The sequence below is a fragment of the Gemmatimonadota bacterium genome, from assembly GCA_026387915.1.
GTDB lineage: Bacteria > Gemmatimonadota > Gemmatimonadetes > Gemmatimonadales > Gemmatimonadaceae > Fen-1231.
Genome location: JAPLKS010000010.1, coordinates 44,763 through 65,080, shown reverse-complemented (window position 1 = coordinate 65,080; position 20,318 = coordinate 44,763). Strand labels below are relative to the sequence as shown.

Genomic DNA, 20,318 nt, shown 5'->3' with positions numbered 1-20,318 from the left:
GCCCCTTGGGTCGCACAAGGACCGGCACGAGCTGATTGGGGTAGGGATGATCGGGGACGAGCCGTTTCGGCGCCTCATGACCGACCCCCGCCTCGCGACGGTCCCCAAGCTGCTCGAGACCCCCAAAGGGGATGATATGGTTACGAATGACCGGGCGATGCTGGCCAAGCTCCGGGCCTTTGCGACGACATAGCCCGTCACCTGTCGGCGCCTAGCGTTTCCTCCTCGGGGCGCGTACTCTAACAGAATGCTAGTGCTCGGTTTCCTGCGTCGGCTCCGTCCGATCGTTCGCGTCACCATCGCCCTCGCGCTTTTTGCGCTACAGGGCGCTTTGGTGTCGGCCACGATCTGGGAGCCGCCGGGAACCGTGACATCGGTGCTGCACGTCGAAGAGCCGGGCGCCCAGCATCTCGACATGCACAACGAGCAAGCATGCGCGGTTTGCCAACTGCGCACGCTCGTGGCCGCCCCCGGCAAGAGTCAGACGCTCCCCGATGCCCGCACGGCGCTCCAAATGGCGCCGTTGTCGACGGTTTCGCTCGGTGCATCTCGCGGCGCCACCTCCAGCTTCCGCTCGCGAGCACCACCGCAGAAAGGCTGAGTTCCGCTCCGGCCGCTTCTGGCCGAGCCCAGCGACCGCACCTGCGGTGGCTGGCACTCTATCCTTTCTCACCCCAATACATGTTCCGATCCGTACTGTGTATAGCGGTCGTGGCGCTGTCCACGACCGCTGGCGCTCAACAAGCCGGTAGTGCGCCGCGCTCCAAGGCTGATTCCGTGGCCAAGGCGACCGCCGACTCACTCGCCTTTGTCCGCGAGTTCGCGAAACCGTCTCAGCGCCCCCCGCACCCGCACGCGCGGTGGGCGGACCGCAGGGAGTTACCAATCCTCGCATGTTGCCGGACTTCAGCGCCGTCGGCGACCTCGTTGGTGATCTGAGCCCCAAGGGAAGCACGCAAGGCGATGGCAGCCGACTCGGCGTGCGCGAAGTGGAACTCGCCATTCAGTCTGTGGTGGACCCGTATTTCCGCGGCGACATGTTCCTCGGCATCAACGACCAAGAGAAGATCGCGATTGAGCAGGCATTTCTCACCACGACGTCCATGCCGTGGGGACTGCAGGCGCGCATCGGCCGCTACTTGATGCCGGTTGGCAAGCAGAATGTGACGCACCGGCACGACCTGCACACGGTCGAGTATCCGTATGTGATTCAGAAATTTATGAGTGAAGACGGCCTCAAAGGCACGGGTGTGTCGGTGAGCCAGGTATTGGCGCCATTCGGCTTTTATCAAGAACTCGTGGTGAGTGTGATTGACCGGTTTGGCGACGCGGTGGATTCGTTGCAGGCGCCCGACGCCGTCAACAAGAACCTCAGTGGCCTCGGCTACTCGGCGCGACTCCGCAACTATTGGGATCTCTCGCAAGCATCAAACCTGGAGCTCTCGCTGAGCGGGATCACCGGCAATCGACAAACAGCGCTCGGATTTACGACCACCGACGGTACGAACGCGGTGAACGCGCGACAGACGCTCGTGGGCGCCGACCTGACGTACCGGTGGAAGCCGCTCCAGCAGGGACTGTACCAGTCATTCATTCTGCAAGCGGAGTGGATGAGGCAGATCAATGACAAGGGCTGGCTTGCCAATCCGGACGCCGCCGGCGCACCGCTGATTCGCGACTACGACGGCGCCTATGTGTTTGCGCGTTGGCAACTCGCGCAGCGCGTGTACGCCGGAGCCCGTTGGGACACGGTGCAGGACCCGACGTTCGGCGGTGCGCGTCTGACGGCCGGCTCCGGGGTGCTGGAGTGGTTTCCCAGTGAGTTCTCCAAGCTGGTCGCGAGCTACGAACGTCGCAGTTGGGGGGGCGGATTCGCCGAAGACCGCATTCTGCTGCAAGCGACCTTCGCCGTGGGTCCGCACAAGGCGCATCCCTTCTGATCCGTGCGCACCAATCCCTTTTGAGCCCGCCAACGGCGCCCAGCGCCGGGAGCTATACGCAATGATGGTACGAACATTGATGACGGTGCTCGTCGCAGCCGCCCTTGGGGCGGCCCCGGCGCAGGCACAGCTGAAGGTGGTCACCAGTACCACCGACCTCTACGACATCGCCAAAGCCGTCGGCGGAACCCGCATTACGGCCACGCACATCGGCGAGGGATACCAGGATCCGCATTTCATCGAGGCAAAACCCAGCTTTGTGCTGCAACTCCGCAACGCCGACGTGTGGGCGTTCGTGGGCCTCGACCTTGAGATCGGTTGGATGTCGTTGTTGCTTGACGGCGCCCGCAACCCGCGTTTGAACCCAGGCGGCAGCGGGTATCTCGATGTGTCGCGCGCCATTGCGGTGATTGATGTGCCCACCGGCAACCTCGATCGTAGCCAAGGCGATGTACATCCGCTTGGCAATCCGCACTATTGGCTCGACCCGGAAAATGGGCGGCGTATGGCGAAGCTCTTCCTCGCCAAGTTCACGGAGCTCGACCCCAAGGGAGCCGCCGTGTACGACGCCAATGAAAAGGCTTTTGAGGAAAAGCTCGGCGCAACCGAAAAAGGATGGGCGGCCGACCTCGCGTCGATTCGCGGCAAGCCCGTGGTGGCGTGGCATACGAGCTGGCACTACTTCGGGCAGTACACCGGTATGAAAATCGTAGCGTATATGGAACCGAAGCCTGGGGTTCCGCCGTCGCCTTCGCATCTCCTCTCGGTCGTTGCCGCGATCAAAGCCAGTGGCGCGAAGGTGATCATCATGGAGCCCTTCTACGACAAGAAAATGTCGGACCTCGTTGCACGGCAGACGGGCGCGACGGTGCTCGTTCTCCCGCCGTCCGTTGGCGGCGTACCCGGCACTCCCGATTATTTCATGCTCTTACAGAAGGACGTCTCGATGCTCGCAGCCGCGTTACGATGACACCCTTGGTACGCTTTGAGCGGGCCACGCTCGGGTATGGGCGCCGCAAGGTGCTCTCGGATATTTCGTTCGAGATTCCGTCGGGCGACTTTCTTGGTCTCGTCGGCCCCAATGGGGCCGGCAAGACCACGATCCTGCGCAACATTCTCGGATCGCTGGCTCCGCTCGGCGGAACGGTCGCGGTGCAGCCGGGGCTGCGATTTGGCTATGTGCCGCAGCGCGAGACGGTGGATTCCGTCTACCCGCTCAAAGTGCTGGATGTAGTCATGATGGGACGCTATGACCGCATCGGCCTCGGTCGACGCCCTGGCGCGGACGACCGGAACCGCGCCATGCAAGCGCTGGAGCATGTGGGAATTCCGCACTTGGCACACCACCAGCTCTCCGCGTTATCTGGCGGACAAAAGCAGCGATCGCTCATCGCGCGCGCCCTCGTGGGCGAACCCACAGTGCTCGTGTTGGACGAACCCACCGAGGGGATGGATCTCGTGGCCACGACCCAGATTCTGGGGCTCGTACGAGAGCTGCATGACCACGATGCGCTGACCGTATTGATGGTGAGCCATGCCTTGAACGAGATCGCGAATTACGTCAAGCGCATTGCCCTGGTGCTCGAAGGCGGATTCCGCATTGGAACGGTCGATGACATCATGAACGAAGCAACGCTCACGAAGATGTACGGCATTCCGGTGGACGTGGAGCGCGTCAACGGGCATCGCATTGTGGTCGCTGGTGGAACGGCATTTCAGGGGCGCCACGACCATGCTTGAGACCCTGTCCGTCTTTCGTGAAGCACTGTACGGCGCCCTGGTCATCGGGATCGCGTGCTCGGTGCTTGGCGTGTATGTCGTTCTCAAGCGCATCGTCTTCGTCGGCGCGGCGCTGGCACAGCTGTCATCGGCTGGCATCGCGCTGGCGTTGTTCCTCGGCGGGCTCGGCGTGAGTGGGCAACTGGCGCATCACCCAGTGGCGATGTCACTGCTCGTGACCCTCACTGGCGCAATGTTCTTTGGCCTAGGCGCTGGCGCCAAGAGCGGTGTGCCGCCCGACGCTACGATTGGCGTGACCTATGCCGCGGCGGCCGCCGCGGGAATATTGCTTATTGCCAAGGCGACGAGCGGAGAGGCCCACGACATCTTTTTGCAGGGCAATATTCTCGGCATCACACGCGCCGACACGCTCGTGTTGCTCGCGGTGACAGTCCCCGTGCTCTTGATCCACTTCGTGTTCTACAAAGAGTTCCTCTTTGTCTCGTTCGACCGTGAGACGGCGCGTACGCTCGGCTACCGAGTCACCGCCTGGAACCTGGCGCTCTATTTCACCCTCGGTTTGGTGATCGCCTTTGCGATGCAGTTCGCCGGCGTCATGCTCGTGTTCAACTTCCTCGTGCTGCCGGCTGTCACCGGACTGCTGCTCGCACGCTCCATGGGCGGCATTTTCGCCGTGGCGATCACGTCTGGCATTCTCGCCAGCGTCATTGGCTTTGCGTTGTCGATCCCGTACGACCTCCCCTCTGGCCCCGCCATCATCGCCTGTTCGAGTCTGATGGCGCTCATGGCCTGGTGCGCGCGCCGACTGCAGTCCCGTTAAGCCTGGCCTGACAGCGCGGCACACCGAGGACGGCCGACACTCCGCGTGTCCGCCGTCCTCTCGCGTCTCCCCTCGCTGCACCAGTCACAGGGGGTGGGACTCGGATTTTCTCCCCCGAATAAACGCCGAATCCCTGACTCCATCCGGCCCACTTGTCCGCTATCTTTGTACCACTATGAAACGTCAAGATGCGCTCGATTATCACTCCAAGGGCCGGCCAGGCAAGATCGCCGTTGTCCCCACTAAGTCACTAAGCAACCAGCGCGACCTCGGCCTCGCATACTCGCCGGGAGTCGCTGAGCCCTGCCTCGAAATCCAAGCCAATCCCGAAGACGCCTACAAGTACACCGCCAAGGGCAACCTCGTCGCGGTCGTCAGCAACGGCACCGCCGTACTCGGGCTCGGCAACATCGGCGCCCTGGCGGGCAAGCCGGTGATGGAAGGCAAAGGCAATCTCTTCAAACAGTTTGCCGATATCGATGTATTCGATCTCGAAGTCGGGAGCGAAGATCCCAAAGATGTGGTGAAGTTCTGCCAACTCCTCGAGCCCACCGTGGGCGGCATCAACCTCGAGGACATCAAGGCACCCGACTGCTTCTATGTTGAGGAAGAGCTTCGCAAGACGCTCAAGATTCCCGTCTTCCACGACGACCAGCACGGCACGGCGATCATCAGCGGCGCCGCGCTCCTGAATGCCGTTGAGATTGTGGGCAAGGAACTCGGCAAGATTCGCGTGGTCTTCTCCGGCGCGGGCGCCGCAGCGATCAGCACGGCGGAGCACTATGTGCGCCTCGGCGTGCTGCGCGAGAACATCATCATGTGCGACCGCGAAGGCGTTATTCACGCCGGGCGCGGCGCCGGCCACATGGATCCGTACAAGCAGCGCTTCGCTGGCAATTTCACGCAGCGCACGCTCACGGACGCTTTGGTGGGAGCCGACGTGTTTGTCGGGCTCTCCGCGGCGGGTGCGGTCACGGGCGACATGATCAAGCCGATGGCCGATCACCCCATCATCTTTGCGCTCGCCAATCCGAACCCTGAGATTCTCCCGCAAGACGTACGCGCGGTGCGCCCCGATGCCATCACGGCTACCGGCCGCAGCGACTTTGCGAATCAGATTAACAACGTGCTCTGTTTTCCGTTCATCTTCCGCGGCGCACTTGACGTGCGTGCCACGACGATCAACGAAGAAATGAAGATGGCCGCCACGCGCGCGCTGGCCGCGCTGGCTAAGGAAGATGTACCGGACACGGTGAGCCAGCTCTACGGGCTCAAAAACGTGAAGTTCGGTCCCGAATATCTGATTCCCTTCCCGTTTGACCCGCGTGCCCTCCTCTGGGTGGCGCCGGCCGTGGCGTGGGCCGCCATTGCGAGTGGCGTGGCGAATCAGGTGTTTGACATCGATGATTACCGCGAGCAGCTCGAAGGCCGCCTCGGACGCGCCCGCGGCATCATGCGCGGCATCATGAACCGTGCACATCACGACCCCAAGCGCGTCGTGTTCCCCGAGGGGGAAGACCTCAAGATCATTCGCGCCGCGCAGCAGCTGGTGGACGAAGGCATTGCACACCCCATTCTGCTCGGACGCGAGTCCGCGATTCGCGAACTCGCCGAGGCCAACGGGGTGCCACTCACCGGCATTCGCATTGAAGACCCCGGCACGTCCAAGCACCGCGACCGCTACGCCCAGTTCCTCTGGGAAAAGCGGCAGCGCAAAGGCCTCTCGCTCTCCGAAGCGCATCAGCGCCTGTACAAGGGGATCTACTACGGCAGCGCGATGCTCGGTGTCGGTGATGCCGACGCCATGGTTGGCGGACTCGGTAAGCACTATCCCGAGACTATTCGCCCAGCGCTCGAAGTGATTGGCGCCCACCCGAACGTCGGGCTCGCCAGCGGCTTGTACATGCTCGTGTTTGAAAAGCACGTGATCTTCTGTGGCGACACCACGGTAAACATTGATCCCACCGCCGAACAACTCGCGCAGATCGCGATTTCCGCTGCTGGCCTTGTGAGCAACTTTGGCCAGGTGCCGAAAGTAGCCATGCTGTCGTTCTCAAACTTCGGGTCGGTCAAACACCCCGAAGCCGAGAAGATGGCGCGCGCCGTGGAGATTTTGCGCGAACGGCGTCCGCAGCTGATTGTGGATGGCGAAATGCAGGCCGATACGGCGTTTACGCCCGAGATCCTCGCGTCGCGTTATCCGTTCAGCAAGCTGAAGGACGAAGCGAACGTGCTGATTTTCCCGAACCTGAGCGCAGGGAATATCGCGTACAAGTTGTTGACCAAGCTGGGCGGGGCTACGGCGATCGGCCCCATCCTCGTCGGTATGGCCCATCCGGTGCACGTGCTGGAGCAGGGCGCCGACGTCCAGGAGATCGTGAACATGGCCGCCGTCGCGGTGATCGACGCCCAATGGCGCACGCGCGCCAATAACGGCAACGGAAACGGCAACGGACACTCGAACGTATCTGTCGCAACACCGGCCAGCGAGCCGGCTGGCGCGGCGCGCTAAACTTTACCTCTCAAATTCAGGAATCCTCGTCCAATGGCTACGGCTACCCCGCTCTCCCGCGAGAGCTCGCACGGACTTTCGGAGCAAGGCATCAAGGCCTCAGGTGCGGTGCACTGGAATCTTGTGGCGCCTGAATTGGCGCTCGCTGCCGCACGGAAACAGGAAGGGGTGTTTGCTTCAGGCGGCCCGTTCGTGGCGGTGACCACGCCGCACACGGGTCGCTCGCCCAAGGACAAGTTCGTGGTGCAGGAGCCGACCTCGCAGGCTGACGTGGACTGGGGCGCGGTGAACCAGCCCATGACCGATGCGCATTTCGACATCCTGCTCGCTGATGTGCGCGGGCACCTCAACGGGCAGGGCGAACTGTTTGTCGAAGATCTCTACTGCGGCGCCGATCCTGACTACCGCCTCAGCTGCCGTTATGTGACGCCCAACGCCTGGCACGCGAACTTCGTGCGGAACATGTTCATCCGCCCGGAGATCGCCGAGCTCGCCAGCTTTGCGCCCAACTTCTCGATTCTGCACGCCCCCGAGTTTCAGGGCGACCCCGCTCGGCACGGCACGCGCACGAGCACCTTCATCGTGCTGCATCTCGCCAAGCGGATGATTCTCATTGGCGGCACGCGCTATGCCGGCGAACTCAAGAAGGCGATGTTCACCGTGATGAACTACCTGCTTCCCAAGCAGGGTGTGCTCTCGATGCACTGCTCGGCGAACATCGGCCCCGCGGGCGACACCGCGCTGTTCTTCGGCCTCTCTGGCACCGGCAAGACCACGCTCAGTGCCGACCCGGAACGTGGCCTCATTGGCGACGACGAACATGGCTGGAGCGAGAACGGCACCTTCAACTTTGAAGGCGGCTGCTACGCCAAAGTGATCAACCTCTCGCCGGAGCAGGAGCCCGACATCTATGCCACTACGCAGATGTTCGGCACCATCCTCGAGAACGTCGAGCTCGACGAGATCACCAAGCAGGTAAAGTTCGAGAGCCAGAGCATCACCGAGAACACGCGCGCGTCGTACCCGCTCCACTACATTCGCAATCACGTGCCGAGCGGACGCGGCGGGCACCCCAAGAACGTCGTGTTCCTCACCGCCGACGCGTTCGGTGTACTTCCGCCGATTGCGCGCCTGACGCGCGAACAGGCGATGTACTATTTCCTCTCTGGTTACACGGCCAAGGTGGCCGGCACCGAACGTGGCGTCACGGAACCACAAGCCACATTCAGCGCCTGCTTTGGCGCGGTGTTCCTGGTGTGGCACCCCACCAAGTACGCGACGATGCTCGGCGAACTGCTGGCCAAGCACGACGCCAAGGTCTGGCTCGTCAACACCGGATGGAGCGGTGGCGCCTACGGCACCGGCGCGCGCATGAAGCTCTCGCACACGCGCGCGATGGTGCGTGCGTTGCTCGCCGGCAAGCTCGATGCCGCGCCGGTGAAGGTGGATCCGGTATTTGGCCTGAGCGTGCCGCAAGGAATTGAAAACGTGCCGGCCGGCGTACTCGATGCGCGCGGCACCTGGGCCGATAGCGCCGCGTACGATGCGCAGGCCGCCAAACTCGCGCAGATGTTCCGCGACAATATCAAGAAGTTCGGTGACGCGGTGCCGGCAGAAATTCTCGCTGCCGGCCCAAAAGGTTGATCGAAGGTTGATCACAGGTTGATCAATTGATTCTGCACCGTTCGTAACGCACCATCAGGGGAGGGCGTGGGCTTGGCCCGCGACCTCCCCTTCCCCCATCCCAACCGCCGTGCCAACCATTCGCGATCCGCTCTGGAACAACATTCGCGTTGATGCCATCGCCGAGCGACTGCTCGACACGGCGGTGATGCAGCGGCTACGCTATGTGCGCCAGCTCGGGCTCGCGCATCTGGTGTACCCGGGCGCCACGCATTCCCGCTTTGAGCACGCACTCGGCGCCTATCACCTGGCCAAGCGTGCGTTGCACGAACTGCGCGAGAGTGGGCAACTCGACGGGATTGCCACCGACGAACCAACCGTCGTGGCTGCCGCCGCGCTGTTGCACGACGTGGGGCACTATCCGTTTTCGCATGCGCTCGAAGAAGTGGGGCTGCCGCATCACGAAGCGCTCTCGCGCCCGCTGATCACCGAGGGGGCCGTAGCCGAGGTGCTGCGGAGTGCCATCGGCGCCGATGCACCGGAGCGCGTGTTTGCGCTCATCTGCGGCGAGAGCCCGAGTCCGTTGCAGGGACTAATCAGTGGATCGCTCGACCTCGACAAAATGGATTATCTCAAGCGCGACGCCATGATGTGCGGCGTTCCGTACGGTGAGATTGACGAGGATCGGCTTATTCACGCGCTCGTCCTGCTCGACGACCCCGCCACGGGCCATCGACGCGTGGGCGTGCGCGCCAAGGGATTGAGCGCGCTCGAGTCGCTGCTGTTCGCGAAGTACCAGATGTACCGCAATGTCTACTGGCACCACGCCTGCCGTAGTGCGACGGCGATGTATAAGCGACTCGTGGAGCACGCGCTCGCCGCGGGGCAGCTCGACGCCGCGGTGGTGGCACGCTCCACCGACGAAGGGCTGTTGAGTGCACTGGATCAACGGGCGAGTGATGCCACGCGCGCGATGCTCGAGGCACTGCGCATGCGGCGGCTCTACAAACGCGCTTTCGAAGCGCCAGCAGCGCAGCTGCCGATGGACGAACTCGAATGGATTGCCGACGACCGCGCCCGCACGCGCGACGCCGAGCGGCGTCTCGCCACCTCGCTGGGATTGGCCGAAGGCGATGTGCTCCTCGACTTCCCCGCCAAGACCCACATGCTTGGGCTCGATCTGCCAGTGTTGAGCCGCGACGGCAGCGTGCGACAGCTCACGCACGAAGGGCTGCCAGGGGCGATTGATCTGCCGCGCATGGCGGATGAGCTGTATCGCTCGGCGCGCTACCTGCGCGTGTTCACGGCGGAGCGGGTGACGGTGCGGAGAGAGGAGCTCGACGCGGTGTTGCGGTAAGGGCAAGTAAGGGCAACTGCGGTAGACGGTTTACCGTTTACCGTTTTCCGTTGCAAACAGGCGGGCGTACTACGACAGCTCGTCAAGACTGTGTGCGCCAACGGCCAACGGCCAACGGCCAACCGCCAACGGACAACCGCCAACGGACAACCGCCAAAGGACTACGGCTTACCGTCTACGCGCTGTTGCTTGTCCCGTCCCCGCGCCTCGGCCAAGCTTCTCCCAATCCCGCGGTAGAATGCCGCATCCTCCTCTTTCCCTTCGTCGGAAAGCGAGATCGCGCACTTTTCCAGCGCGTAAAGGATGTTGCCGAGAAAGAGCTCCGCGACCGACGCGACAGTTTCGTCGTCAGTCATTCTGCGTGGCATCCACCATTCCGACTTGCACCACGATCGCCGTGATGTTGTCGAGTCCGCCGCGGCCATTGGCCTCGGCGATGAGGGCATCCACGATGCGCGAGGGTCCACTGCGCGCGAGGAGCAGCTGTTGCAGACGGCGGTCATCCACCATGCCGGTGAGTCCGTCGCTGGCCACGAGGAATACGTCGCCCGGGAGCACCGCGCCGCGATACACGTCGGCTTCGACACTCTCGTTGGCGCCGCAGCACCGGGTGATCACGTTGCTGTACGGGTGGTAGCGCGCCTGCTCCGGTGTAAGGAGCCCTGCGTCCACCTGTTCCTGCACGTACGAATGGTCCTTGGTCACCTGACGCAGCGCACCGTCGCGCAGAAGATACACACGCGAGTCGCCCACCTGTCCAATCAGGAACTGATCGTCGGAGAGCACGAGCACGCTTGCGGTGGTGCCCATCCCCTGCTTGTCCACCTCGGCGAGCATCCGCTCGTAGATGGCGCGATTCGCGTCCTTGAGCGACTGCTCTACGCGCTTACCCGCATCCTCGGCGAGCACGGTCTGAATCTGCATGAGCTGGCGCGACACAATCTGCACCGCCATCTCACTCGCGACTTCCCCCGCCGCGTGACCCCCCATACCGTCGGCTACCACAAACACGCCGCGTCGTTCGTCCGACTCGGCGAAAAAATTGTCTTCATTGCCGGAACGAATCATTCCGACGTCAGAGCGAGCGCCTACCGCCAATTGCACGATCAGCCTCGCGTCGTGAAAAGGAAAACGATCCCCATGGTTCCTACGGCCGCGCAGGCCATCAAGAATGCGACCATCGCAGCACACCCCTTCTTCTTGTTCGGCGCCTTCACCGGTCCAGACGCGCCCCGCTTTGGAGCAACCCGCTCCTTTCGCGCGGCATCCACGTTCACCGCGGCAATCGCACGAGTTCCGGAGCCACCCGTCGCATCCGCGCTGACCGCCGGACGAAAGATCATCTTGATGCTGCCAAAACGCACGTCCGGAGCGCCCGAAAGTTGCTGTTCTCCGGTCACTCGACGCCCACCCACGTAGGTGCCATTCGTCGAGTTCTGGTCCTGAAGCCACCACGAACCGTCGCGCAGGAGGAGCTTGGCGTGTGAGCCCGACAGGCTCTCCTCAGCAATGACAATATCGTTGTGGGCCCCGCGCCCGATGTTCGTGAGCGCTGACACAATATGGTACTTGGCGCCCTTCATTGCGCCCTCATTGATGATTTCGAGGGTTCCGAGCGGGGGCGCGGCGGGCCGAGGTTCGGTGCGGGCTTCGGTGATAGGCGCCGAGGGGCGGGCTGGGGCCGCTGGGGCTACGGGGGCAGAAACGGCTTTCGGAGGCTGTTGAGGGGCCGCGACGGTCGCCATGGCATCCTCCAGCGCGATGACCTGAAAATCGAGCTCCACGGGGGCCGCCGTGGCGAGCGCGGTGGGCTCCACCAAAATAGGGGCATGCTCTACCGCAGCAGGGGCTGCCTCCGCCGCGACATCCGCGTAGAAGCGGAACTGCTCCTCCCCAATCTGGATAACATCCCCGCGATTGAGCAGTTGGCTGCCTTCCACCCGCTTTCCGTTGACGTAGACGCCATTGGTGCTGAGGTCGCGCAGGTAGTAGCCATCGGTCATCACCGCGATTTCGGCGTGTCGGCGCGACACAGAAACCGTGGCGACGACAATGTCACACCCGACTTCGCGCCCAAAGGAGAGCCCCGAGGGGTTCACCGTGTATTCGCGCCCATCCATCAGCGACACGCACCGTCCGCCGGTGGCAGTGGTGGCCTTTTTGGCGGACACAGACTTGGCGCGCAACCCTTCGGGGATATCGGCGGCGGAGACATACTGGGTGCGTCCGCCCTTCTCGTCGTCGCCGTAGCGCAGCGACGCGCCCCCCAACTCCACCCGATCGCCGTGGAGTAGCGGACTGGGCTCGGCGCCCAGTTGCACGCCATTCACCAGGACAATGGCGCTGTCGGCGCCGCGGCGGATGAGTCCGGTTCCGTCGGCGGAAAGCCGGAGCACGGCGTGCGCGGCAGGGTCGCTTCCTGGTAGCCGAACGGTGGCGCCATCGAAGGCCCCAACGGTTAGGTCGGCCGAGGCCAGCGCGATCTGCTGGTCATTGAACTGGATGTAGGGCATCTCTGAGGGGAAACTACCCCCCGAAAAGGGGGGTGGCAAGCACTTTCAGGCGGCCGAATATCCCTCTGGAAATATGCCGGTTTGCAACCTATAGAGATTTGCATACAATCCGCCGGCCGCCATCAGCTCCCGATGTCGCCCCCGCTCGCGCACTTCGCCGTGATGCATCACGAGGATTTCGTCCGCGCCGGCGATAGTGCTGAGCCGGTGGGCCACGGCGATCGTGGTGCGACCCGCCATCAGCTCAGCGAGGGCGCGCTGAATATCGGCCTCGATTTCGCTGTCCACGGCGCTGGTGGCTTCGTCGAGCACCAGGAGCGACGGGTCGGCGGCGATGGCTCGGGCAAAGGAGAGCAGCTGCCGCTCCCCGACACTCACACTGGCGCCCCGTTCCCCGAGCATGTGGGCGTAGCCGTCGGGGAGGCGGCGGATGACGCGCCCTGCCCCTACGCGATCGGCGGCCGCCTCGACCCGCTCGTCGCTGATGGGGTTCGAGAGCCGAATGTTGGTGGCAATGTCGCCGGCAAAGAGGAAAATGTCCTGCTGCACGTAGCCAATGAGCCCGCGCAGCTCCTCGGTGGAGATGTGGCGCGCGTCGCGGCCATCCACCAGGATGCGTCCCTTTTGCGGATCGTAAAAGCGTAGGAGCAAGTTGATGACGGTGGTTTTTCCCGCGCCGGTGTGACCGACAATCGCCACGGTCTGGCCAGGATTCGCGGAAAAGCTCACGTCGCGCAGCACCCAACGCGGCTCGGCGGTACCGGGAGGGTCATAGCTGAACCAGACGTGCTCGAACTCAACGGTCACCGGGCGCCCGCTGCGGGCGGCGGGTTCGCCACTGGAGCCAGCGGGGTCGGCCGGGGTGTCGAGGAGGCCGAAGATTCGCTCCGACGCGGCCATCGCCTGCTGGAGCGTGTTGTACTTGTCGCTCAAGTCCTGCAACGGCTGAAAGAATCGCCGCGCGAGTTGAAGAAACGCGGCCACCGTCCCCACCGTCAGCACGTGCGAGCCCACGCGGGGCGCCGCCGCCACGATCAAACTGGCGAGGGCGATGGTGGTGAGAATTTCAATAACAGGAAAATAGAGCGCATACACGGTCACCGATCGCAGGTGCGCATCGAGATGATGTTGATTGAGCACCGCAAAGCGTTCGCCCTCCGACCGCTCGCGGCCAAAGAGCTGCACAATGCGCATCGCCGAAAGCCGTTCATTGAGAAAGGCGTTGATGCGCGCGAGGCGCGCGCGAATGTCGCGATAACTCTCGCGCACTTTCACTCGGAAAATGTGCGAGGTGAGATAGATGAACGGCACCACGCCGAAAGCCGCGAGCGTCAGGCGCCAATCGGTGGAGAACATCAGGCCGGCGATGGCGGCGAGCGTAAACAGATCGCCCATCCCGGCCACCACGCCCGCGGTAAACAGCTCGTTGAGCGCTTCGACGTCACTGGTGACGCGCGTGACGAGTCGACCCACGGGGTTGCGGTCAAAAAAGGCGATGGGGAGTCGTTGGAGATGCGCAAAGATCTGCTGCCGCAGGTCGTGCATCACGCGCTGACCCAGCAGGGTGGTGAGCATCACCTGCCCGTACTGGCTCCCGAACTGTGCCACCAGCACGCTCATAAAGATCAGGGCGTCGCCGCGGAGGGCCGTGCGATCACCCGCGGGAACGGCCACGTCAATCACGTGGCGCGTGAGCAGGGGCTGCGCCAGTTGCAACACGCCGGCGACCACGAGCAATGCCAGCGCGCCCACCATGAGCGGCGCGTGCGGGCCGACGTACCGAAGCATCCGGCGCGTGAGCCGGAGGTCGAACGCCTTGCCGAGGGCTTCTTCGTCGTGCGGGGTGGCGGGAGCGGTCACGCAAGAATGGTAATCAGGCCGCCGCGTTGTGGCGCGGGTGCCATCGGAACTTTTGCGGCGCTCCCGCTAGTTTTCCTGTAGTGAAAGAGCGCATCCAGATTCGCGGCGCCCGCCAGCACAATCTCAAGGGCATCGACCTCGACATCCCGCGCCGCGCGATCACGGTGATCACGGGGCCGTCGGGTTCGGGCAAGTCGTCGCTCGCGTTCGACACCATCTACGCCGAGGGCCAGCGCCGGTACGTGGAGTCGCTCTCGGCCTATGCGCGGCAATTCCTTGAGCGGATGAAGAAGCCGGACGTCGATTTTATTGACGGGCTCTCCCCCGCCGTGGCGATTGAGCAGAAGAATCCCACGCGCACCTCGCGGAGTACGGTCGGCACCGCCACCGAGATCTACGATTATCTGCGACTGCTCTGGGCGCGCGTGGGGCACACCATCTGCCCGGTGTGTGGGCGCGAGCTGAAGCCTGATTCGGCGCAATCCGCTGCCGACCGTGTGCTCGAGCTCCCCGAGGGGACGCGCGTGATGATCGCCTTTCCGCTGCGCGCGTCGAGCAAGGTGACGCACGGTCAGATTATCGAAAACTTGCGGGCCAAGGGGTTTGTGCGCGTGTCGGCGGGCGGCGTGGTGATGCACCTCGACGAACTGCCGCCAAAAACCAATCTGGCGAAGGCCAAAGAGTTGGTGGTGATTGCGGATCGCATTGCGGTGGGCGAGGAGATGCGCACGCGGTGCACGGATGCGTTTGAGACGGCGTTTGTGGAGGGGGATGGGGATGCAACCGCGCTCATAGTTTCAACTACAACTGATGTTAACGGTTTGCCGTTAACCGTTAACGGTAAACCGGCAACGTCGCTTGTTTTTACAACGGCGTTCCGCTGTCCCAACGATGGGCATACGGCTCCTGCCCCGTCGCCGCAGCTCTTTTCGTTCAATAATCCGCGCGGTGCGTGCGGCACGTGCAATGGCTTTGGCGCCACGCTGGAGTTTGAGCTCTCGCTGATTGTGCCGTACCCCACTCGCACCTTGCGCGACGGGGCGATTGATCCGTGGACCATGCCGCGCTACGACAACAAGCGCCGCGCGCTCGCCGAGTTTTGCAAGCGCGAGGGGATTCCGATGGATCGGCCCTGGAGCGATCTCACTGATGATCAGCACCAGAAGCTGCTCACCGGCAAGGCCAAGGGGTTCCTCGGCATCATCAAGCATCTCGAGTCGCTCGAGCCCAAGAAATACAAACAGTACATCCGCGTCTTTTTGCGTCGGTATCAGTCGGCGCGCGCCTGCGCGGGGTGCGGCGGCACCAAACTGACGCGTGACGCGCTCAACGTGAAGATTGCGGGACGCACGATTGCCGAAGCGAGCGCGATGCCCGTAGAGCTACTGAATGCGTGGATGGACGCACTCGCACTCTCGCCGGCCGACACCGCGATTGCTGCACACATTCTGCGTGAAGCGCGGAGTCGTGTGCGCTTCTTGTGCGACGTGGGACTCACCTACCTCACACTCGAGCGCGCCACCCGCACGCTCTCGGGCGGCGAGGCGCAACGCATTGGCCTCGCCAACTCGCTCGGCTCCTCGCTGGTGGACACCACCTATGTGCTCGACGAGCCGAGCATCGGGTTGCACCCGCGCGACATGGATCGGCTGCTCGCGCTATTGAAGCGACTCCGCGACGGCGGCAACACGGTCATTGTCGTAGAGCACGACCTGGAGGCCATGCGCATGGCCGACTGGATGATTGAACTCGGCCCCGCGAGTGGTGACCAAGGGGGGCACGTGGTGTTCAGCGGGCCGATGTCACGCGCGTCGGAGAGTCCGCTCACAGGGCAGTACCTCACCGGCGCCAAAACCATTCCGCTGCCGGCCAAGCGACGCAAAGCGGGCCCACGCTGGCTCACCCTCACGGGCGCGCGCGAGCACAACCTGCGCGGCGTGGATATCAAGATTCCAATCGGTGCGCTCACGGCGGTGACCGGCGTGAGTGGCAGCGGCAAAAGCACCTTGATTCACGACGTGCTCTACCGTGCGCTCGAGCAGCGCATCACCGGCGAGCATTCGGCCAAGCTACACCTAGGAGAGAAGGTCGGCGCCTTCAAGGACATTGCAGGCTGGGAATCGCTGACCGACGTCGTGCTCATTGACCAAGAGCCCATTGGCCGGTCGCCGCGCTCGAACCCCGTGACGTACATCAAGGCGTTCGACGACATCCGCGCGCTCTTTGCCGACGTGCCGCTCGCGCGCCAACGGAAATACACCGCCAGCACCTTCAGCTTCAATGTGAAAGGCGGGCGCTGCGAAAAGTGTGAAGGCGCCGGCTATCTGGAAGTCGAGATGGTGTTCATGGCCGACGTGTTTGTGCCCTGCGAAGACTGCGATGGCCAACGGTTCAAGCCGGCGGTGCTCGACGTAAAAGTGGGCGGACGTTCGATTGTAGAGGTTCTCAACCTCACCGTGGACCAAGCCATTCGCGCCTTTCCGCACGAAGAGAAACTCGGCCAGGCGCTCTGGCAGGTGCAGCAAGTGGGACTCGGCTACCTGCGACTCGGCCAGCCCGCCACCACGCTCAGCGGCGGCGAAGCGCAGCGTCTGAAGATTGCGCGCGAGCTGATTCAGAGTTCCAAGAAGAGCGGCAAGAAGCTCTATGTGATGGACGAGCCCACCACTGGATTGCACCTCGAGGACATTCTCAAACTGTCAACGGTGCTCGACCGCCTGGTGGACGCGGGACACACGCTGGTGCTGATCGAACACAATCTCGACGTGATCAAGCTCGCCGATTGGGTGATTGACCTTGGCCCCGATGGCGGCGACGGTGGTGGGCGGCTCGTGGCGCAGGGGACGCCGGAGCAGGTGGCGAAGGTGGCGGCGTCGCATACGGGGCGGTGGTTGGGGCCGTTGCTCGGCGGGCGGTAGCAACTCGCACGCGCCTCGAACGCATGACGCACAGCGGCCACCGACATAAATCGTCGGTGGCCGCTGTTCGGCTATTTAGACGTTGGCATCACGAACTCCGCCCCTTTCGCGATGCTCTCCGGCCACCGTTGCATGATCGACTTCTGCCGCGTGTAGAACCGCACCCCCTCTTCGCCATACGCATGCATGTCGCCGAAGAGGCTGCGCTTCCATCCGCCAAAGCCGTGCCATGCCATCGGCACCGGAATCGGCACATTGATGCCGACCATTCCCACTTCCACACGGCGCGCAAACTCGCGCGCGGCGTGGCCGTCGCGCGTGTAGCACGCGACGCCGTTCCCATATTCGTGCGCGTTGATCAATGCCACGGCTGCTGCCAGATCTGGCACGCGAACACAGCACAGCACCGGACCAAAGATCTCTTCCTTATAGATGCGCATGGCCGGCGTGACGTGATCGAACAACGTCCCACCGGTAAAAAATCCTTCGGCGTGTCCATCCACTTTGTGGCCGCGCCCGTCCACGACCAGGGTCGCCCCCTCGTCCACGCCGAGCGCGATGTAGCCCTCAATGCGCTCGAGCGCCTGCCGCGTCACGATCGGCCCCATCTCAGCGGTTGCGTCCATGCCGTCGCGCACCACGAGCGTTCGCGCCCGCTCAGCGAGCCGCGGAATGATCTCGTCTGCCATATCGCCCACGAGGACTGCCACGCTGATCGCCATGCACCGCTCGCCCGCTGAGCCGTACGCAGCACCAATCAAACCGTCGACCGCCTGCTGAATGTCGGCGTCTGGGAGCACCACCATGTGGTTCTTCGCGCCGCCGAGTGCCTGCACGCGCTTGCCGTGCTTGGCACCCGTTTCGTAGATGTAGCGCGCGATCGGCGTGGAGCCCACAAAACTCACGGCCTTCACATGGTCATTCGCGAGCAGGGCATCCACGGCCTCTTTGTCGCCCTGCACGACGTTGAACACGCCAGCCGGCAGCCCCGCCTGCGTCAGGAGCTCGGCAAGGAGGAGCGACACCGACGGATCCCGCTCGCTTGGCTTGAGGACAAAGGTGTTTCCGCACGCAATCGCAACGGGAAACATCCACATCGGCACCATCACCGGAAAATTGAACGGGGTGATGCCAGCAACCACGCCGAGCGGTTGGCGAACCGTCCAGTTGTCGATTCCCGTGCTGACCTGCTCGGTATAGTCGCCCTTGAGCAGCTGCGGAATACCACACGCAAATTCGACAATCTCAATACCGCGGGTGACTTCACCCTGCGCATCGCTGAACACCTTTCCGTGCTCGGCGGTAATCATTGAAGCCAACAGGTCGCGGTTTTGATTCAGGAGCGCGAGAAAGCTGTTGAGAATGCGCGCCCGCCTGAGCGGCGACGTGTCAGCCCACGCTGGAAACGCCGCGTGCGCTGCGCTCACGGCCGCATCGACCTCAGCCGCGGTGGCCAGCGTCACGTCGCGTGCGGCTGCACCCAACGACGGATTGAACACCGGCTGATGCCGCCCGCTGCTCCCCGGGACGGCCTTGCCGTTGATATAATGGCCCACTGTGGACGTATTGGAATACGAGGCGGTGCTCATGCAATCCCTCTTCTAGTCGGAGTGTATACGGTCAATAGTTGAATTCGTACTAGCGAAGGCGGGAGGAAAACTCCGCACATCAGCCGGATATCAAAATCGCGCGAAAATCATTCACGTTCGTGCGGGTCGGCCCCGTCACCACCAGAGACGACGCGGCCGCAAAGAACCCGTAGCCATCATTATTCGCCAACGCCGCGGTGGCTTCCACTCCCGCGAGCGCCGCTCGGGCGAGGGTATCGGGGCCGAGGAGCGCGCCCGCGTTGTCCTCCGTGCCGTCAATACCGTCCGTGTCGCCAGCGAGCGCAAAGACGCTCGGCTCGCCATGCAGCGCCACCGCCAAGGAGAGAAGATACTCAGCGTTACGCCCCCCACGCCCAGTCCCGCGCACCGTCACCGTCGTCTCGCCACCGCTGAGGAGCACACAGGGGGCAGCGACCGGATCGCCACGCGCACGGATGCGCTGCACGAGCGCCGCCTGTTCGGCCGCAACGACACGCGCTTCTCCCTCAATCGCGTCGCCGAGTATCACGGGTGTAAACCCTGCCGCACGCGCAACGGTAGCCGCCGCCTCAAGCGACTGCATCGGCGCGGCAATCACATGGTGTTCAGCGCGCGCGAGCCGCGCATCGCCCGGCTTGGGAGTTTCGCGTGCCGCCGCAGCGATGTGCGCCATTACCGACGCGGGCGCCGTGATGCCATAGCGCCGGAGTACCTCGGCGGCGTCGGCAAACGTAGTCGGATCCGCGACCGTCGGACCGGACGCAATCACCGCCGGATCATCTCCTGGCACATCGGAGACGAGCAACGTCACCACCCGCGCAGGGTGAGCCGCCGCCGCAAGTTGCCCCCCTTTGATCGCCGAGAGATGCTTGCGCACGCAGTTCATCTCGGAAATCGTCGCACCACTGTGGAGCAACGCGCGGCTCACCTCCTGCTTGTCGGCAAGGGTGATGCCGCCAGCCGGAAGGGCCAACAGCGCCGAGCCACCACCAGAGATGAGGCAAAGCACGAGATCGTCCGCGGTGAGCCCCTGCACCATCGCCAGGATGCGCGCGGCTGCTTTTTCGCCCGCTTCATCTGGCACCGGATGCGATGCCTCAACCACTTCAATGCGCTCGCACGGCGCGCTGTGTCCGTAGCGAGTCACCACCAATCCGCTCAGCGGCCCCGCCCATTCGCGCTCCACCACGCGCGCCATCTCCGCCGACGACTTACCAGCGCCAATCACAATCACTCGGCCCGTTGGGCGCGTCGGCAAGTACGGCGGCAAACAGCGTTCGGGCATCGCCCGTTCAATGGCGGCCGAAAACATGGCACGAAGCAATGCGTCGGGATCGTGTAGCGTCACAGGATGTCGCGGAGGGTGAAGGTCGCGTGTCGTCTCTCCCAACCTAATCTTATGCCATCGCGTATTTCCATCGACGGCCGCAACGCAGCTCCGCTAGC

General features: G+C 63.5%; 16 protein-coding genes. 10 read left to right on the top strand and 6 right to left on the bottom strand.

The features are described 5' to 3' along the window. The 9 genes from NTZ43_05840 to NTZ43_05800 form a co-directional block, all read left to right on the top strand. Positions 1-193 (top strand): deoxyribonuclease IV (locus NTZ43_05840; protein MCX5766727.1); only part of this gene is annotated, 193 nt, incomplete at its 5' end. A gap of 54 nt (positions 194-247) precedes the next feature. Beyond that, a complete protein-coding gene (locus tag NTZ43_05835; GenBank protein ID MCX5766726.1) occupies positions 248-601 on the top strand; it encodes a hypothetical protein in 354 nt (117 codons plus the stop codon). 292 nt (positions 602-893) lie between these two features. Next, positions 894-1,940 (top strand): hypothetical protein, encoded by a 1,047-nt coding sequence (locus NTZ43_05830; protein ID MCX5766725.1) that lies wholly within the window; start codon positions 894-896, stop codon positions 1,938-1,940. Between the two features lie 61 nt (positions 1,941-2,001). Next, complete coding sequence (locus NTZ43_05825) at positions 2,002-2,910, top strand: metal ABC transporter substrate-binding protein (GenBank protein MCX5766724.1); 909 nt, start codon at positions 2,002-2,004, stop codon at positions 2,908-2,910. Further along, positions 2,907-3,680, top strand: a complete 774-nt coding sequence (locus NTZ43_05820) for a metal ABC transporter ATP-binding protein (GenBank protein ID MCX5766723.1) — start codon at positions 2,907-2,909, stop codon at positions 3,678-3,680. The genes NTZ43_05825 and NTZ43_05820 overlap by 4 nt, the downstream gene beginning before the upstream one ends. Next, complete coding sequence (locus tag NTZ43_05815) at positions 3,673-4,500, top strand: metal ABC transporter permease (GenBank protein MCX5766722.1); 828 nt, start codon at positions 3,673-3,675, stop codon at positions 4,498-4,500. The genes NTZ43_05820 and NTZ43_05815 overlap by 8 nt, the downstream gene beginning before the upstream one ends. A gap of 175 nt (positions 4,501-4,675) precedes the next feature. Continuing rightward, a complete protein-coding gene (locus tag NTZ43_05810; GenBank protein MCX5766721.1) occupies positions 4,676-7,012 on the top strand; it encodes an NADP-dependent malic enzyme in 2,337 nt (778 codons plus the stop codon). A gap of 33 nt (positions 7,013-7,045) precedes the next feature. Further along, positions 7,046-8,656, top strand: coding sequence for a phosphoenolpyruvate carboxykinase (ATP) (gene pckA, locus NTZ43_05805; GenBank protein ID MCX5766720.1), 1,611 nt, complete (start codon positions 7,046-7,048; stop codon positions 8,654-8,656). Positions 8,657-8,765: 109 nt separating this feature from the next. Further along, the gene (locus NTZ43_05800) at positions 8,766-9,992 is read left to right on the top strand and encodes an HD domain-containing protein (protein ID MCX5766719.1); all 1,227 of its coding nucleotides are present in this window, start codon (positions 8,766-8,768) and stop codon (positions 9,990-9,992) included. Positions 9,993-10,153: 161 nt separating this feature from the next. Here NTZ43_05800 and NTZ43_05795 read toward each other — a convergent pair whose 3' ends face one another. From NTZ43_05795 to NTZ43_05780, 4 genes are read right to left on the bottom strand one after another with little or no spacing between them, the layout of a single operon-like run. Then, positions 10,154-10,348, bottom strand: coding sequence for a hypothetical protein (locus tag NTZ43_05795; protein ID MCX5766718.1), 195 nt, complete (start codon positions 10,346-10,348; stop codon positions 10,154-10,156). Continuing rightward, entirely contained in the window at positions 10,341-11,060 is a 720-nt protein-coding gene (locus tag NTZ43_05790; GenBank protein ID MCX5766717.1) for a Stp1/IreP family PP2C-type Ser/Thr phosphatase, read from the bottom strand. Before NTZ43_05790 ends, NTZ43_05795 begins: the two co-directional genes overlap by 8 nt. A gap of 38 nt (positions 11,061-11,098) precedes the next feature. Then, a complete protein-coding gene (locus NTZ43_05785; protein ID MCX5766716.1) occupies positions 11,099-12,505 on the bottom strand; it encodes an FHA domain-containing protein in 1,407 nt (468 codons plus the stop codon). 45 nt (positions 12,506-12,550) lie between these two features. Further along, positions 12,551-14,365 carry an ABC transporter ATP-binding protein gene (locus NTZ43_05780; GenBank protein ID MCX5766715.1) on the bottom strand — a complete coding sequence of 605 codons (1,815 nt, stop codon included), beginning with the start codon at positions 14,363-14,365 and terminating at the stop codon, positions 12,551-12,553. A gap of 80 nt (positions 14,366-14,445) precedes the next feature. Between NTZ43_05780 and uvrA the strand changes: the two genes are divergently transcribed. Further along, positions 14,446-17,283: an excinuclease ABC subunit UvrA gene (uvrA, locus tag NTZ43_05775; protein MCX5766714.1), complete on the top strand. Its 2,838-nt coding sequence runs from the start codon at positions 14,446-14,448 to the stop codon at positions 17,281-17,283. 71 nt (positions 17,284-17,354) lie between these two features. Here the strand turns inward: uvrA and NTZ43_05770 are convergent, their stop codons facing one another. Continuing rightward, positions 17,355-18,872 carry a CoA-acylating methylmalonate-semialdehyde dehydrogenase gene (locus NTZ43_05770; GenBank protein MCX5766713.1) on the bottom strand — a complete coding sequence of 506 codons (1,518 nt, stop codon included), beginning with the start codon at positions 18,870-18,872 and terminating at the stop codon, positions 17,355-17,357. A gap of 79 nt (positions 18,873-18,951) precedes the next feature. Continuing rightward, the gene (locus tag NTZ43_05765) at positions 18,952-20,184 is read right to left on the bottom strand and encodes a glycerate kinase (GenBank protein ID MCX5766712.1); all 1,233 of its coding nucleotides are present in this window, start codon (positions 20,182-20,184) and stop codon (positions 18,952-18,954) included. Positions 20,185-20,318 lie beyond the last annotated feature (134 nt).

Excerpts from the sequence above, each read along its gene's own strand:
- pckA (MCX5766720.1), top strand. The coding sequence starts at position 7,046 with ATGGCTACGGCTACCCCGCTCTCCCGCGAGAGCTCGCACGGACTTTCG.
- NTZ43_05825 (MCX5766724.1), top strand. The coding sequence starts at position 2,002 with ATGATGGTACGAACATTGATGACGGTGCTCGTCGCAGCCGCCCTTGGG.
- NTZ43_05835 (MCX5766726.1), top strand. The coding sequence starts at position 248 with ATGCTAGTGCTCGGTTTCCTGCGTCGGCTCCGTCCGATCGTTCGCGTC.
- NTZ43_05810 (MCX5766721.1), top strand. The coding sequence starts at position 4,676 with ATGAAACGTCAAGATGCGCTCGATTATCACTCCAAGGGCCGGCCAGGC.
- NTZ43_05820 (MCX5766723.1), top strand. The coding sequence starts at position 2,907 with ATGACACCCTTGGTACGCTTTGAGCGGGCCACGCTCGGGTATGGGCGC.
- NTZ43_05785 (MCX5766716.1), bottom strand. The coding sequence starts at position 12,505 with ATGCCCTACATCCAGTTCAATGACCAGCAGATCGCGCTGGCCTCGGCC.
- NTZ43_05765 (MCX5766712.1), bottom strand. The coding sequence starts at position 20,184 with ATGTTTTCGGCCGCCATTGAACGGGCGATGCCCGAACGCTGTTTGCCG.
- NTZ43_05795 (MCX5766718.1), bottom strand. The coding sequence starts at position 10,348 with ATGACTGACGACGAAACTGTCGCGTCGGTCGCGGAGCTCTTTCTCGGC.
- NTZ43_05790 (MCX5766717.1), bottom strand. The coding sequence starts at position 11,060 with ATGATTCGTTCCGGCAATGAAGACAATTTTTTCGCCGAGTCGGACGAA.
- NTZ43_05815 (MCX5766722.1), top strand. The coding sequence starts at position 3,673 with ATGCTTGAGACCCTGTCCGTCTTTCGTGAAGCACTGTACGGCGCCCTG.
- NTZ43_05830 (MCX5766725.1), top strand. The coding sequence starts at position 894 with ATGTTGCCGGACTTCAGCGCCGTCGGCGACCTCGTTGGTGATCTGAGC.
- NTZ43_05770 (MCX5766713.1), bottom strand. The coding sequence starts at position 18,872 with ATGAGCACCGCCTCGTATTCCAATACGTCCACAGTGGGCCATTATATC.